General features: G+C 65.9%; 15 protein-coding genes. 1 reads left to right on the top strand and 14 read right to left on the bottom strand.

The window, feature by feature from the left end; all coding sequences use genetic code 11:
- Positions 1 to 73: 73 nt before the first annotated feature.
- From AC3WON_RS20520 to AC3WON_RS20485, 8 genes are read right to left on the bottom strand one after another with little or no spacing between them, the layout of a single operon-like run.
- Positions 74 to 1,066, bottom strand: a complete 993-nt coding sequence (locus AC3WON_RS20520) for a tripartite tricarboxylate transporter substrate binding protein (protein WP_492352634.1) — start codon at positions 1,064 to 1,066, stop codon at positions 74 to 76.
- A gap of 25 nt (positions 1,067 to 1,091) precedes the next feature.
- Entirely contained in the window at positions 1,092 to 1,502 is a 411-nt protein-coding gene (locus AC3WON_RS20515) for a Zn-ribbon domain-containing OB-fold protein (RefSeq protein WP_492352633.1), read from the bottom strand.
- 3 nt (positions 1,503 to 1,505) lie between these two features.
- Complete coding sequence (locus AC3WON_RS20510; protein WP_492352632.1) at positions 1,506 to 2,666, bottom strand: acetyl-CoA acetyltransferase; 1,161 nt, start codon at positions 2,664 to 2,666, stop codon at positions 1,506 to 1,508.
- Positions 2,667 to 2,673: 7 nt separating this feature from the next.
- Positions 2,674 to 3,834 (bottom strand): acyl-CoA dehydrogenase family protein, encoded by a 1,161-nt coding sequence (locus AC3WON_RS20505; protein ID WP_492352631.1) that lies wholly within the window; start codon positions 3,832 to 3,834, stop codon positions 2,674 to 2,676.
- Between the two features lie 14 nt (positions 3,835 to 3,848).
- A complete protein-coding gene (locus tag AC3WON_RS20500) occupies positions 3,849 to 5,390 on the bottom strand; it encodes an acyl-CoA synthetase (protein WP_492352630.1) in 1,542 nt (513 codons plus the stop codon).
- 13 nt (positions 5,391 to 5,403) lie between these two features.
- Positions 5,404 to 6,276 (bottom strand): MaoC/PaaZ C-terminal domain-containing protein, encoded by an 873-nt coding sequence (locus tag AC3WON_RS20495; RefSeq protein ID WP_492352629.1) that lies wholly within the window; start codon positions 6,274 to 6,276, stop codon positions 5,404 to 5,406.
- 18 nt (positions 6,277 to 6,294) lie between these two features.
- Positions 6,295 to 7,209: an SDR family NAD(P)-dependent oxidoreductase gene (locus tag AC3WON_RS20490; protein WP_492352628.1), complete on the bottom strand. Its 915-nt coding sequence runs from the start codon at positions 7,207 to 7,209 to the stop codon at positions 6,295 to 6,297.
- Positions 7,210 to 7,249: 40 nt separating this feature from the next.
- Positions 7,250 to 8,236: a Bug family tripartite tricarboxylate transporter substrate binding protein gene (locus AC3WON_RS20485; RefSeq protein ID WP_492352627.1), complete on the bottom strand. Its 987-nt coding sequence runs from the start codon at positions 8,234 to 8,236 to the stop codon at positions 7,250 to 7,252.
- Between the two features lie 121 nt (positions 8,237 to 8,357).
- Between AC3WON_RS20485 and AC3WON_RS20480 the strand changes: the two genes are divergently transcribed.
- Positions 8,358 to 9,182 carry an IclR family transcriptional regulator domain-containing protein gene (locus AC3WON_RS20480; RefSeq protein WP_492352626.1) on the top strand — a complete coding sequence of 275 codons (825 nt, stop codon included), beginning with the start codon at positions 8,358 to 8,360 and terminating at the stop codon, positions 9,180 to 9,182.
- 24 nt (positions 9,183 to 9,206) lie between these two features.
- Here the strand turns inward: AC3WON_RS20480 and AC3WON_RS20475 are convergent, their stop codons facing one another.
- From AC3WON_RS20475 to AC3WON_RS20450, 6 genes are all read right to left on the bottom strand, one after another.
- The gene (locus tag AC3WON_RS20475; RefSeq protein WP_492352625.1) at positions 9,207 to 10,757 is read right to left on the bottom strand and encodes an acyl-CoA synthetase; all 1,551 of its coding nucleotides are present in this window, start codon (positions 10,755 to 10,757) and stop codon (positions 9,207 to 9,209) included.
- Positions 10,758 to 10,900: 143 nt separating this feature from the next.
- Positions 10,901 to 11,734: an SDR family NAD(P)-dependent oxidoreductase gene (locus AC3WON_RS20470; protein WP_492352624.1), complete on the bottom strand. Its 834-nt coding sequence runs from the start codon at positions 11,732 to 11,734 to the stop codon at positions 10,901 to 10,903.
- A 37-nt stretch (positions 11,735 to 11,771) separates the two neighbouring features.
- On the bottom strand, positions 11,772 to 12,191 hold the full coding sequence (locus AC3WON_RS20465; protein WP_492352623.1) for a MaoC family dehydratase: 420 nt from the start codon (positions 12,189 to 12,191) through the stop codon (positions 11,772 to 11,774).
- Positions 12,192 to 12,214: 23 nt separating this feature from the next.
- Positions 12,215 to 12,664: a MaoC family dehydratase N-terminal domain-containing protein gene (locus AC3WON_RS20460; protein ID WP_492352622.1), complete on the bottom strand. Its 450-nt coding sequence runs from the start codon at positions 12,662 to 12,664 to the stop codon at positions 12,215 to 12,217.
- Between the two features lie 30 nt (positions 12,665 to 12,694).
- Positions 12,695 to 13,888, bottom strand: a complete 1,194-nt coding sequence (locus AC3WON_RS20455) for a lipid-transfer protein (RefSeq protein ID WP_492352621.1) — start codon at positions 13,886 to 13,888, stop codon at positions 12,695 to 12,697.
- A gap of 27 nt (positions 13,889 to 13,915) precedes the next feature.
- Positions 13,916 to 15,052 carry an acyl-CoA dehydrogenase family protein gene (locus AC3WON_RS20450; RefSeq protein ID WP_492352620.1) on the bottom strand — a complete coding sequence of 379 codons (1,137 nt, stop codon included), beginning with the start codon at positions 15,050 to 15,052 and terminating at the stop codon, positions 13,916 to 13,918.
- Between the last annotated feature and the right edge of the window lie 104 nt (positions 15,053 to 15,156).

Genomic DNA, 15,156 nt, shown 5'->3' with positions numbered 1-15,156 from the left:
GAGGCTATCAGCCGTCCGGCCAGGCCCGGCCTCCCCGGAACAGGGAGGGGGCCGCCCCGGCCGGCAACACCGATCAGTCAAGCGTGATGCGCGCGTTGGCCGCGATCCGTCCCCAGATCTCGGCATCACGCCGCATCAGCTTCAGGAATGCCTCGGGCTCCAGCGTTCCCGGCTCCAGGCCTTGTTCACGAATCGCCGTTTGCATGGCCGGCTTGGCCAGGATTGCCAGCACCGCCGCGGATAGCTTGTCCTTCACCGCCTTCGGCGTCGCCGCCGGCACGAACAGGCCATACCAGCCGTTTGGCTCGAAATCGCGGTAGCCCAGTTCGGTAAAGGTCGGCACCTCAGGCAGCAGCGCCAGCCGGCGCTCGCCCGTGACGGCCAGTACCTTGATCTTCGGGGAGTTGAGCGCGGCCTTGCCGCTGGCCACATCCACAAACCCGGAACTCACCTGCCCACCCAGCAAGTCCTGGATCAGTGGCGTGCCGCCCTTGTAGGCCACGTGGGTCAGGTCGACGCCCCCCTGCATCCGCAGCAACTCGCCGTGCATGTGGGAGGAAGTGCCGTTGCCGTAGGAGCCGTAGCTGATCTTGCCAGGCGTGGCCCGGGCCGCGGACAGCAGCTCGCCCACGCTGGCAACGCGGGTGGAAACCGGAGCGGCGAATACGTCCGAGGAGAGCGCCAGGCGCGCCAGCGGCGCGAAGTCGCGGAAGGTGTCATAGGGCAGTGACTTGTAGACGCCTTGCAGCTGCACCAGCGGCGTTGCGCCCAACAGCAGCGTATAGCCGTCCGGTGCAGCCTTCGCGACCGTCCCTGTGCCAATGGCGCCGCTGGCACCGGGCCTGTTCTCGACCACCACCGTCTGGCCCCACATCGCCGTCAGCTCGCGGCCGAGCAAGCGGGCCACGGTGTCGGATCCGCCTCCGGCCGGGAATGGCACGACCAGCCGGATGGGCTTTTGCGGATAGGCAGAATCGTCCGCAGCGTGCGACCAGGCCGGCAGTGCGGCGATGCACGCCAGCGCGGCCAGGGCAGCACGCCGCCGCGGCGCAGTGATGATGGGCATGGGCTCTCCTTGGGGCAGGATTGGGTCAGTCGATCAATTCGAACTGCGGCAGGCTCACGTCGTCACTCGCCTTCTCGAACACCACTCGCACGCGCTTGCCGATAGCAATGGCCTCGGGCGATGCGTTGAGGATGTTCGCCATCATGCGCACCCCTTCGTCAAGTTCGACGATGGCAACGGCGTACGGCAGCCGCGCCTTCATGAAGGCATTGGGTGCGCGATGGTTGATGGTGAAGGTATAGATCGTGCCAAGGCCGCAGACCTCGGTCCAGTCGACCTGGTCCGATTCGCACGCAAGGCACAGCGTGCGCGGATAGAACTGGCGGTGGCCACAGGCGCGGCAGCCTTGCACCACCAGCCGGCCCTGCGCCGCCGCATGCCAGTAGCCTTCGGTGATCTCGGTGGGACGCGGCAGGGGACGTTGTGCTTCGCTCATGCTTCAGACTCCGAGGATCATGGTGGTGTTGCAGGAGAAGACCAGTCCGGGCGCATGGCACAGCGCCAGTTCGGCATCGGGCAATTGCCGCTCGCCGCACTCCCCGCGCAACTGGCGCACGGCCTCGATCAGCACGAACATGCCGAACATGCCAGGGTGGCCGTAGGAGAGGCCGCCGCCGGAGGTGTTGATGGGGAAGCGGCCACCCGGGCCCAGGGCGCCATCGGCGACGAAGGCACCGCCCTCGCCTCGCTGGCAAAAACCCAGTTCTTCCAGCGACTGGATCACGCCAATGGTGAAGTGGTCATAGATCTGCACCACGTCGATGTCTGCGCGGGTGACGCCAGCCATGCGGAACGCTTCGTCCGCCGTCTCGGCGACGCGCGTATCCAGCCAGTCGGCTGTGCTGAACGGGGTGTAGTGGTGCGAGAAGGTCTCGGCCGCGCCCATCACATAGACCGGCTTCGACTTCAGGTCGCGGGCACGATCGGCGGAGGTGATGATCAGTGCGCCACCGCCATCCGTGACCAGGCAGCAGTCACGCGTACGCAGCGGCGACGCGATCACAGGCGACGCCATGACCTCCTCGATGCTGGTTTGCTCGCGCCGGTATGCCTTCGGGTTCAGCTGCGCCCAGCGCCGCGCCGCCACTGCCACCTCGGCGAGATCCCTGGACGTGGTGCCGTAGCGATGCATGTGCAACTGGGCAACCATTGCGTAGTAGCCGATCGGGCTGAGCTGGCCATAAGGCGCGATGAACTGGCCACGCGGCGAGTCCGGCGTATCCGCGGCGACGGCGCCACTCTTGCGCGAGCCGTCGGACAGTTGCGTACTGCCATAGGTCACCAGCGCCACCGAACACATGCCGGCGCCAATGGCCGCCATCGCATGGCGGATGTGCATCAGGTTGGACATGCCGCCGACGTTGCTGGAGTCGACGTACCTTGGCTGGATGCCGAGGTATTCGGCCAGCTGCACGGTGGCAAAGCGGTCATCGGTATGCGCGAACACGGCATCCACATCGCGCAGCGACAGCCCCGCGTCGTGCAGGGCCAGCCGCGCGGCCTGCGCCTGCAACTCCAGTGCCGTCTTGCCGGGCACCTTGCCCAGGTCGGATTCCGCGGCGCCGACGATGGCGACCGAGCGAGAAAGGTTCTTGGTCATGGTGAATTCAGAGTGCGCGCGCGATGACTTCGCGCATGATTTCGGCCGAACCGCCGTAGATCCGGTTCGGACGCACGTCGGTGTAGGCACGGGCGATGGGATATTCGCGCATATAGCCGTAGCCGCCAAAGAACTGCATCAGGTCATCGATGGCCCGCGTGGCCTCGCCGGCCCAGTACTTGGCCATGGCGGCACCATCCGGCGTCAGCGTGCCGGCCAGGTATTGTTCAAGGCAGCTGTCGACGAAAGCACGCGTGGCACACGCATGCGTCTTGATTTCGGCCAGGCGGAAGCGGATGAACTGGTTGTCGATCAGCGCCTTGTCGAAGGCACGGCGTTCCTTGACATGCGCGATGGTCCAGTCAAGCGCCACCTCCAGCGCCACGGCGCAACGCAAGGCGATCAGCAGGCGCTCACGCACCAGCCCGCTCATGGCGTAGCCGAAGCCGGCATTGCGCTCGCCGACCAGCATGTCGTCCGGCACGAAGACGTCCTCGAAGAAGAGTTCAGCGGTGTCCTGGGCCTTCTGGCCGATCTTGTCCAGCAGGCGGCCGCGGCTGAACCCGGGGCTGGTGGTGTCGACCCAGAACAGGCTGATGCCGCGCGCACCGGCGGCCGGCTCTGTCTTGGCGAACACCAGCACGCGGTCAGCGTGGTAGCCATTGGTGATAAAGGTCTTCTGGCCGTTGAGCCGGTAACCACCATCCACCTTGACAGCAGTGGTGCGGATCGCCTTCAGGTCACTGCCCGCCCCCGGCTCGGTCATCGCGATCGATCCAACCACATCGCCGCTGGCCATGCGCGGCAGGAACTCACGCTTCTGCGCCTCGGTGCCGAATTCCAGCAGGTACGGCGCGACGTTCTCCGAGTGCGTGGTGAACCCGGTCACGCCGCTGGCCAGGGCCCGGGCGATCTCTTCCACCACGATGGCGCTGTGCAGGAAGTCGCCGCCGGCACCGCCGTAGGCTTCGGGCAAGCCGGGGCACAGCAGGCCGTGGGCGCCGGCATCGCGCCAGAGATCGCGCGGAACCAGGCCGGCGGCTTCCCATTCGGCGTGTCCGGGCATGACCTTGTCAGCCAGGAAACGGGCGACGCTGTCGCGGTACATCTCGTGCTCCGGCGCGAACATCTTGCGCGGCGCGTGGTAGCTGGCTTCTTGTCGGGACATGGCATCAGGCGCGCTTAATGCGCGATTCGGTTTTCGGTTGGCCAGTAGCTGGCCTTGACGGCGCGCTTGAGCAGCTTGCCGGTCTCGGTGCGCGGCAGCGCCGTGACGAAGTCCACCGAGCGCGGGCATTTGATCGGGGAGATCCTGCTGCGGCAAAGCGCGATCAGTTCTTCGGCCAGGACCGGAGACGCCCGCTCAGGCTCGTGCAACTGGACCACCGCCTTCACTTCCTCGCCGAACTCGGTATTCGGCACGCCGACCACCGCCACGTCGAAGACCGCCGGATGGCTCATCAGCACGTTCTCGGATTCCTGCGGATAGATGTTGACGCCGCCAGAGACAATGGTGTTGGCAAGGCGGTCCGTGAGGTAGAGGAAGCCATCGGCATCGACGTAGCCGACGTCCCCATAGGTGGCCCACCCACGGTCGTTATAGACCTGCCGGGTTTTCTCCGGATCATTGTGGTAGGCAAAGGTCCCGCCGCCGGAGAAGTAGACCACGCCGGTCTGGCCCTGCGGCACTTCATTGCCATCGTCGCCGACGATGTGTACCTGCCCGAACTCGGGCCGTCCGACCGACCCCTTGTGCGCGAGCCACTCCACGGAGTCCAGCGAGGTGCGCCCGACCAGTTCGGTGCCGCTGTAGAACTCATAGAGGATCGGCCCCCACCAGTCGATCATCTGCTGCTTGACTGAGATCGGACACGGCGCGGCGGCGTGGATCGCATAGCGCATGGTGGACAGGTCGAAGCGCTCGCGCTCCGCGGCAGTCAGTCGCAGCAAGCGCACGAACATGGTCGGCACCCACTGGCTATGGGTCACGCCGTAGCGCGCGATCGCATCCAGCGCCGCCAGCGGCTCGAACTTTTCCATCATGACCGAGGTGCCTCCGGCGCGCATGGTGGCCATGTTCCAGCGCACCGGGGCAGTGTGATAGAACGGCGCGGTCGACAGATAGACCGTGTCCCGGTCCAGCGACTTCCAGCCCAGGCGAGGGTCATCACCGGTGCGGAAGAAAGCGTTGGCGCCTTGCAGTGGACGCTTGATGCCCTTGGGCCTGCCCGTGGTGCCGGACGAATATGAGAAGTCAGTTCCCTCTACCGTGCGCGGCAACGCGACATCGGCCGGCATCTGCTCCAGCCACGCTTCATAGTTGCTGTAGCCCGGCTCGCTCCCATCCAGAAGCACCCGCGTGACCCGAAGCGATGCCAGCGCGCCGGGCGCAAGGTCGCCAAGGGTCTGCGCCGAGCAGAACAGTACCCGGGCGCCACAGTCCTGCACGATGTACTCCACCTCGTCGGCTTTCAGGTGACGGCTGATCGTGGTGTAGTACAAGCCGATCCGGTGCGCGGCCCAAAGGATCTCGAAATAGCGGACATGGTTCTCCAGCAGCACGGCAATGCCGTCGCCCTCGCGCAGACCGGCAGCCAGCAGCGCGGCAGCGCACCGGCGCGAACGCTGCTCCAGTTCGGCCCACATCACCGCCTGGCCGGACGGCACCATGCGGTAGGCAACCCGGTCGGGCGTGGCACGGGCGAATTGCTCGATCACGGACATCTTGACTCCTTGATTACGGATGCAGGTCGGCGACGCCGTGGCTCAGCACGACCACATTGCGCTCATCGGCGAGCGCACGGAACTGGACCTGCCCTTCGCCGCGCCACATCTCCACGCGCAGCGTTTCACCAGGCACAAATGGCGATGAAAAGCGCACCGAAAGGCTGGCCAGGCGCGACGGATCCCCACCGCAAGCCTGCTTCAGCAGCGCCCGGCATGCCATGCCGTAAGTGCAAAGGCCATGCAGGATCGGCCGCTCGAAGCCGGCCTGCCGGGCCGCGGCGGGCAGTGCGTGGATGGGATTGCGATCGCCATTGAGGCGATACAGCAAGGCCGCTGAAGGCTGGGTCGGCATCGACATGATCATGTCAGGCGCGCGCTCCGGCACCGCGGGCAACGGTTCGAGCGGTGCATCGCCGGGCGTGGCGGCGGAGGAAAAGCCACCGTCCGCCCGGCAGAACGACACATGCTCCACGGTCGCCAGCAACTCGCCGCTGGCCTGGTCCTCGATGCGCCGCTCAGTGACCACCAGCGCGCCCTTGCCGGCGCCCTTGTCCACCACGCGGCTGACGCGCGTCTGGCTGCGTACCGCGCCAGACGCCGCGGGCACTGCAAAAAAGCGCATCCGGTGCTCGCCGTGCAGGATCTGCATCCAGTCGATGCCCGTGCCCGGGTCGCTTGCCCACGCACCCGGCGCGCTGACGGTGGCGAGGAAGGCGGGCACCACGCTCAGTCCTTCCTCAAAGACAAAGCGCAAGTCCGCCTCGTCCATCGGATCGGTGCCGAAGCCGAGGCTCAGCGCATAGCGGATGCTGTCGTTCGCCGCATAGCTGGAAACCTGGTCAAGGAACGCCCACGAGCGCAGGCGGTGATAGTCGATGGCCATCGCTGCGTACCTCCGCTCTCAGATCGGATCCCAGGAAAACACCTCGGGCGAGCGCTCCAGCGGCGTGAAGGCGCGCTTCACCGCCGGCACGGCATGCTCCGCCAGCGTCTCCAGCGTCCAGCCTTCGGCACGATGCACCGACGCCACCGGGCGCGGCTGGCTCATGACGATCAGCTCATTGCCGCGCACGGCCAGCACCTGGCCATTGACGTCCGCCGAAGCATCGCCGGACAAGAACGCGGCAACCGGGGCAACCTGCTCCGGCTTCATCGCCTGCATCCGCTCAAGGCGCTTCTTCTCGGCCTCGGTTTCGCTGGGCAGCGTGCCGATCAGGCGGCTCCATGCGAACGGGGCAATACAGTTGGAACGGACATTGAAGCGGGCCATGTCCAGGGCGATGGATTTCGACAGCGCCACGATGCCGAGCTTGGCCGCGGCGTAATTGGCCTGCCCGAAATTGCCGACCAGGCCGGTGGTGGAGGTCATGTGGACGTAGGTGCCGCTTTGCTGTTCCTTGAAATAAGGCGCAGCGGCACGGCTGACAAAGTAAGCGCCGTTCAGGTGCACATCCAGTACCGCCTGCCATTCAGCGGTGCTCATCTTGTGGAAGATGCGGTCGCGCAGGATGCCGGCGTTGTTGATCACGCCATCGATGCGGCCGAACTCGCGGATGGCGGTATCGACAATGGCCTGCGCGCTCTCGGCAGTCGCGACCGAATCGGTGTTCGCCGCAGCCTTCCCGCCGGCTGCACGGATCTCGTCAACCACCTTCTGGGCTGGTCCGGCATCACTGCCCTCGCCGCTGCCGCTGGAGCCCAGGTCGTTGACGACCACCCTGGCGCCCTGCGCGCCGAGCAGCATGGCAATGGCACGGCCGATGCCATTGCCGGCTCCGGTGACGACGATGACTTTGTCCTTGAAATTGTTTTGCATGGCGTTGTCTGCAAGAAGAGAGTGATGAATTTGTTCGCGCTTACTCGGGCTTGATGTTGCCGTCCTTGATGACCTGCTCCCAGCGGGCTTTTTCGGCGCGCACGAAGCTGTCGAACTGCCGCGTCGACCCGCCCGCCGCAGTACCGCCCTGCTGGGCCAGCTTCTCGCGCAGCGCAGGATCGGCCAGCGCCTTGTTGACGGCAACATTCAACGCCTGCACCACCGCGGGCGGCGTCCTGGACGAGACAAAGAGGCCGAGCCAGACCGAAACGTCGAAGTCGCGGTAACCGGATTCGGCCATGGTCGGCGTATCCGGGAGTTCCGGGGCACGCTGCCTGGTGGTGACGGCAAGCGCGCGCAGCTTGCCGGCTCGCACCAGCGGCAATGCGGTGATGAGGTTGTCCACCATGAAATCGACTTGCCCCGCCACCAGGTCGGTCAGCGCCGGCGATGCGCCCCGATAGATCACGTCGACGGCGCTAACGCCGGCGCGCTGCTTCAGCAGGTCCCCGGCGAGATGGCCGGAAGAACCGCTCGTCGACACCGCCATGGACAAGCCGTTGGGGCGCGTCCTGGCATAAGCCGCCAGCTCGGCAATGGACTTGACCGGCAGTTTCGGGTTGACCACCACGACGTCCGGCATCGTCAGCACATGCGCCACCGGTGCGAAGTCCTCGAACTTGTAAGGCAGCTTGTCGTGCAATGCGTAGTTGGCCGCATTGGGGCCAAGGCTGCCCATCACCAGCGTGTGGCCGTCCGGTTCCGCGCGCAGCATGGCCTGCATCCCGATCACGCCGCCCGCGCCAGGCAGGTTCTCCACGACGACGGGCTGCCCCAGCTGCTCAGACAGCGTCTTGCCGAGCAGGCGGCTGGTCAGGTCAAGGATGCCGCCGGGCGAACTTGGCGCGATCAGGCGCAAAGGACGCTTGGCCTGGAAGGTCTCGGGGGACGGGTTGGCGAATGCAAGGCCCGAGGTGGACACGACAGCAAGGCAGGCTAGCGCCTGGCAAAGAAAACGCCGCCTCATGGTTGTCTCCTGTTTACTTTTCGGACACTCATGTCCGCCTAGCGGTCATTGTCGCCCGTTTTTTCGAACTTTACGTCCGGCCTTGCTACAATGTCAACCTGAAATCAGACCTCGCACAGACATGACTACTACCGACAACGATGGCTTCGTACGCTCTTTTGCCCGCGGACTGGCCGTTATCCACGCCCTCGGGCGCAGCGGCACGCACACCGTTGCCAGCATCACGGCATCCACTGGCCTGCCGCGGACCGTGGTCCGGCGGATCCTGCTCACGCTGTGCGAGCTGGGCTATGCGGCGGAATCCGAAACGCGGGGTTTTCGCCTGACGCCGAAGATCCTTACCCTCGGCATGACTTACCTGACCTCGCTGCCCTTCTGGGGGCACGCGCAACGCGCGCTGGAAACCCTGTGGACGCAGGTCACCGAGTCGTGCGGCATGTGTGTGTTCGACGGGCACGATGCGGTGTATGTCCTGCGCATTCCGTCGCTGAAGATCCGCTCACTGGGACTTGGCGTGGGCAGCCATGTGCCGGCCTTCGCCACGGCACCGGGCCGGGCGGTACTGGGCTTCCAGACCACGGAATTTCTCTCGCAGTTTCTCGACGAGGCCGCCCTGCGCGCCTACACGGACCGCACCGTGCACGACAAGGCAGCATTGCTTGAAGCGTTCGCTGCCGTGCGCCGCGATGGTTATGCGTGGGTGGATGGAGAATTCGACCAGCACATCGCAGGCCTCGCAGTACCGGTACGCGACGAACACCACAACGTGGTGGCATCGATCAGCGTCAACCTGCCCTCGGGCGAAGTCACGAGGGAGGAAGCGGTGAAGCGCTTCCTGCCGCCCTTGCGAGCCGCCGCGGAACAGTTGACCGGCCTGGCGCCGGCATTCCTGAATCCGGTCGTGGTGCCCACACAGCGTGAAGCAGCGGTCAGCATGCAAGCTTGAGCAAGGCTGCATGCCAGCGGACGCCTACTTCCAGTGTTGCTTGCGAAGTTCGTGCTTGAGCACCTTGCCGACGCTCGACAAAGGCAACGCCTCCACGAACTCGACGCTGCGGGGGACCTTGTAGCTGGCAATGCGTTCTCGGCAGTGGGACTGGATCGTCTCCAATGTCGCACTGGCTCCCTGCCTGAGCACGATCACCGCATGCACGGACTCGCCCCACTTTTCGTGTGGCACGCCAATGACCGCCGACTGCGCGACCGCGGGATGGCTCGCCAGCGCCGCCTCGACCTCCGCCGAGTAGACGTTCTCGCCGCCCGAGATGATCATGTCCTTGATGCGGTCGCACAGGAACACGAAGCCGTCCTCATCCATGTAACCGCCGTCGCCGGTATGCATCCAGCCGTTGCGGATGGCCGCGGCGGTCTGCTCGGGCTGGTTCCAGTAGCCCAGCATCACGCCGGGGCCGCGCACCGCGATCTCGCCGACGGTGCCGCGCGGCACCTCGTTGCCCTCGGGATCGACGATCCTGACCTCGGTGGTGAACGCCGGCCGGCCGACTGAACGCATGCGGCCGTTGGCCAGCGATTCCTCGTTGTGGTACTCCGGCCCCAGCAAGGTCGCCACTGGCGACAGTTCGGTCATCCCATAGCCCTGGCTGAAACCAGCCTTCGGGAATGCGGTGCGTGCGCGCTGCAGCAGCGTCAGCGACATCGGCGACGCACCATAGCGCAGCGCGCGCAGCGACGAGACATCCGGCGTTGCGGCACGCTCCGGACGCTGGTCGAGCCAGTCCAGGCACATCTGGATCATGGTCGGCGCCAGCAGCAGGTCTGTGACCTGGTCTCGCGCGACGGCTTGCATGACGCGACCCGGGTCGAACGCGTCCATCGGGACATGCGTGCCGTTGGCCAGGAATACAGTGTTGAGCGCAGACAGGCATGCCAGGTGGAACATCGGCATGACATGCAATATGGTCCCGCCGAGGGTCGCGGTGCCGGCCATCAGGCCATTGCTCGCCGACGAAACCAGGTTGCCATGGCTCAGCATCACGCCCTTGGGAAAGCCCGTGGTGCCGCCGGTATAAAAGATGCCCGCAAGATCGTTGCCCCGGCGCAGGCGGTCTTCCATCGGCTGGTTTTCCGCAATCAGCGCCTCGTACGAGATCATGCCCGGCGGCACCTCGCCGTCGCCGGCATAGATGACGTGCCGCAGGCCCTTGCTGTCCGCGGCCACCGTGGCGGCCACTGTCTTGAACGTGTCGTCGACGATCAGCACCGATGTGCCCGAATCCTCGAACGAGTAGAGGATCTCCGCCGCGCTCCAGCGGATGTTGACCGGGTTCAGCACGGCGCCGGCCCAGGGCACTGCCATGTAGTACTCGATATAACGCGCCGAGTTGAGCGAGAACATCGCGACGCGGTCGCCGTCCTCGACACCCAGCTTGCGCAGGCCTGCGGCCAGCCGCGCGACGCGCTCCCCCAGCCCGGCAAAGGTCAAGCTGCGGCCCATGTAGCGCACCGCTTCGGCATTGGGTCGCTGCTGCATGGAACGGTGCAGCGCCTGGGTCATGTACATGTCTGGGTCTCCGTCATCCGCCGCATGCCCTGGCGGTGCAGGCCGCTGCGTCCGCAGGGACGCCGGCCATCTGTTTTAGTCGCCGCCAGACCCCCGCCTCGCCGGTCGGCCGGCCGGCAGGCGGGCGGCTTTAAGCTGCCCACTCAGAAGTTGGCGCCCGGGCCACCGCCGCAGTAGAGCACCTGGCCCGACAGGAAGTTCGACTCCGGCGTGCACAGCAGGTACACCGCGCCCGCCGCTTCCTCCGCCTTGCCGGGACGGCCCAGCGGGATCACACGGCTGGCGTTGTCCAGCATCGCCTGCTGCACCCCGACCTTGATCTCGCGGCCCTCGATGCTGACCGTCTTCGACTGGTCGCCGGCCAGCGCCTGCGTCAGCCGCGTCTCGATCAGGCCAAACGCGACAGCATTGACATTGACCTTCAGCCGGCCCCATTCCTTGGCCAGCGTCTTGGTCATGCCGAGGATACCGGCCTTGGCAGTCGAATAGTTCGACTGGCCGGCATTGCCGCCGGCAGCACCCGACGAGATATTCACGATCTTGCGGAACACCTCGCGGCCCTCGGCCGCTTCGGCCTTGGCGGCGGCCGAGATCACCGGCTGGGCGGCGCGCAGGATGCGGAACGGGGCAGTCAGGTGGCAATCGATGATGGCGTACCACTGCTCGTCGGTCATCTTCTGGATCACGTTGTCCCAGGTGTAGCCGGCATTGTTGATGATGATGTCGATGCCCTGGAAGTGCTTCACCGCGGTGCCCACCAGGCGATCGGCAAAGTCGGGGGCGGTCACGCTGCCGGCACAGGCCACGGCCTCGCCGCCTTGCGACCTGATCAGTTCGACGACTTCGTGGGCTGGGTCGGCGTCGAGGTCGTTCACCACCACGCGGGCGCCTTCGGACGCCAGCTTCAGTGCCACTTCACGGCCAATGCCACGGCCCGAGCCGGTAACGATGGCGGACTTGCCTGCGAGTTTGCTCATGGTGTGTTTTCCTTGCTGCAGATATGGTTGTCCGGATTCAGCTCAGCGCGACGATGGCTTCGCCCAGCAGCTTGTCTTCGCCGTACTGGTTGGTGGCCCTGATCGCGACCTTGACGCGCTCTTCGCCATCGGCTTCCAGCTTCTCGACGATTTCGCCGGTGCAGGTCGGCTGGTTGCCAAGGTGCGTGATGCCGGTGAAGCGAATCGCCACGCCGCGCAGTGCCGCCTGCGGGACCCAGGCGGTCAGCAGGCGCCCGAGGTAGGCCGCCGACAGCATGCCGTGGGCGAACACGTCCGGCATGCGCGACTTGCGGGCGAAGTCGATATCGATATGGATCGGGTTATGGTCGCCAGACGCGCCGGCATACAGTGCCAGCGTGGTGCGGTTGATCGCCGGCAGCGTCAGCGCGGGCAGCTTGTCGCCAACCTTCACGTCGGCGAAACGGGGGGCTTGCATGGTTCTGTTCTCCTTGTGCGCGATCAGCCGCGGCGTTCCACCAGGGTGCTGCGCATGTCGGCGACGTGTTCGCCGTCCTGGTTGGTCACGCGGGTGGCGTTGACGACAAAATGCAGCGCGCCCCCCTTCTTGTCGTAGACGTCGCTGACCGTCGTGTCGAAGTGCAGCGTGTCGCCGGCGTAGGCCATGCGGTGGTAGTCGAAGGCCTGTTCAGCGTGCAGGATGCGGCCCAGGTCCACTTGCAGCACCTTCATGCGGTCGATGCCCGATGCGGCCGACACATCGCTGTTCAGGCACATGAAGAACGTCGGTGGCACCGGCAGTGAGCGATGCCCCGCGTCGCGCGCGGCGGCTTCGTCGATATAGACCGGATTGGTTTCGCCGGTTGCCTTGGCGAAGAAGCGCAGGCGCCCCTTCTCCACCTCGATGGAGCCCTTGCCGAGATCCATCCCAATCATGCTCTTGTCAGCCATCTGATCTCCTCTCGATTGTCTGGATCTGGTTCAGCCGCGGCCGTACAGCGTCACCACGCAGGCGCCGCCCAGGCCGAGGTTGTGCTGCAGCCCAAGCTGCGCGCCTTCCACCTGCGTCGGACCGGCGCTGCCGCGGATCTGGCGCGTCAGCTCGTAGCACTGCGCGAGGCCGGTGGCGCCCAGCGGGTGGCCCTTGGACAGCAGCCCGCCCGACGGGTTGACCACGACCTTGCCGCCGTAGGTGTTGTCACCGTCCAGCACCATCTTCTCGGCCTCGCCGGTCCTGGCGAAGCCCAGCGACTCATAGCTCAGCAGCTCGTTCTGCGCGAAGCAGTCGTGCAGTTCGCAGACCTGGATATCCGACGGGCCGACGCCGGCCTGCTCGTACACAGCCTGCGCGCCCGCCTCGGCCATATGGAAGCCCACCAACCCGATCATCGAAGGCGGCTCGAAGCTCGGGGCCACGTCGGTGGTCAGCGACTGGGCCAGGATGCGCACGTCGGTGCGCAGGTTGTGGCGCTTCGCGAAGGCTTCGGTGCAGACAATGGCAGCGGCGGCGCCGCAGGTCGGCGGGCAGGCCATCGAGCGGGTCATCACGCCGGGCCACATCACCTTCTCGGCCATCACGTCTGCTTCCGTGACGACCGTGCGGAACACGGCCAGCGGGTTGTTGGCGGCATGGCGGCTGGCCTTGGCGCGGATCCTGGCGAAGGTCTCCAGCCTGGTGCCGTAGCGCTGCATGTGCTCGCGGCCGGCGCCGCCGAACAGCGTCAGCGCGCGCGGCACGCCGGCCTCGACCGCATCCTGCACCATCGGGGCGGCGATATTGGTGAACTCGACCATGGCCGCCTCGCGGTCAGTCCACGCGCTCTTCAGCGGGCCCGGCTGCATGAACTCGAAGCCCAGCGCCAGCGCGCATTCCACCGCGCCGCTCTCCACTGCCTGGCGCGCCAGGAACAAGGCCGACGAACCGGTCGAGCAGTTGTTGTTGACGTTGACGATGGGAATGCCGGTGACGCCTACCTTGTACAGCGCCGCCTGGCCGCAGGTCGAATCGCCATACACGTAGCCAACGTAGGCCTGCTGGATCTTGTCGTACGAAAGGCCGGCATCTTCCAGCGCCAGCCTGGTGGCGTTGGCACCCATCACGGCGTAGGGGTCGCTCTGGCCGGGCTTCCTGAACGGGATCATGCCGACGCCGGCAACTACCGCGTGCTTGGACATTGTCTTGTCTCCTTGGAACTGGGGGAATTACAGCTTGCGCGAGATCAGCTCGCGCATGACCTCGTTGGAACCGCCGTAGACGCGCGCCACGCGCGTGTCGACGAAAGCGCGGGCGATCGGATACTCGAGCATGTAGCCATAGCCGCCATGCAGCTGCACCATGTCGTCGATGCACTTCCACAGGACTTCCGTGGCATGCAGCTTGGCGATGGCGGCTTCCTCCCCGCTCAGGCGGCGGCGCATATGCTCGCCGAGGTAGTAATCCACCATCGTGCGCAGCGCCACCGACTGGGCCTTGATGTCGGCGAGCTTGAACCTGGTGTTCTGGAAGTCCCAGACGGTCTGCCCGAAGGCTTTGCGGTCCTTGACGTACTCAGTGGTCTGCTCCAGCAGGCGCTCGAGCCTGGCGGCGGCGCTGACGGCGATGATGAAGCGCTCCTGTGCAAGGTCGTGCATCAGGTAGCCGAAGCCCTTGTTCTCCTCGCCCAGCAGGTTGGTTGCCGGCACGCGGACGTTGTCGAAGAACAGCTCGGCGGTGTCCTGCGAGTGCATGCCGACCTTCTGCAGCTTGCGGCCGCGGCGGAAGCCCTCGCGGTTGGTCTCGACCATGATCAGGCTGATGCCCTTGGCGCCGGCCGACGGGTCGGTCTTGCAGACCACCATCACCATGTCGGAAATGAAGCCGTTGGAGATAAAAGTCTTGCTGCCGTTGATGACCCACTCGTTACCATCCCGCACGGCGGTGGTACGGCACGCCTTTACGTCCGAGCCGCCGCCGGGCTCGGTAATCGCCACGGCAAGCACCGTTTCCCCGGCGCAGACGCCTGGCAGCCACTTCTGCTTCTGCGCTTCGGTGCCCAGGCGGACGATGTACGGCGCAACGATGTCGGAGTGCAGGCCGAACGAAATGCTGCAGCCGGTAAACGCCATTTCCTCGGCGAGGATCGCGGCGTGGCCGAAGTCGCCGCCGCCACCGCCGTATTCCACCGGCAACGCCGTGCATAACAGGCCTTCGCGCCCGGCCTTGATCCAGGTTTCGCGGTCGACGATACCGTTTGCCCACCATTGCTCCTGGCGCGGCAGGCATTCGCGTTCCAGGAACCGGCGCACGGTGGTGCGGAACTGCTCGTGATCTTCACGATAGACACTACGGAGGACTTCCACGAAGACTTCTCCCTGTTCGGTGTTGGACCAGGCTGGGCGGCTGGCATGCCAGGCCGGCCCGCGGTGAGCCAATGATGCGGGGCGGGCCCCTCCACCACCTGTCT

This window comes from Cupriavidus sp. FW305-46, from assembly GCF_058787075.1.
The sequence above is the reverse complement of the archived record's forward strand: the minus strand, read 5'-3'. Positions and strand labels throughout refer to the sequence as shown.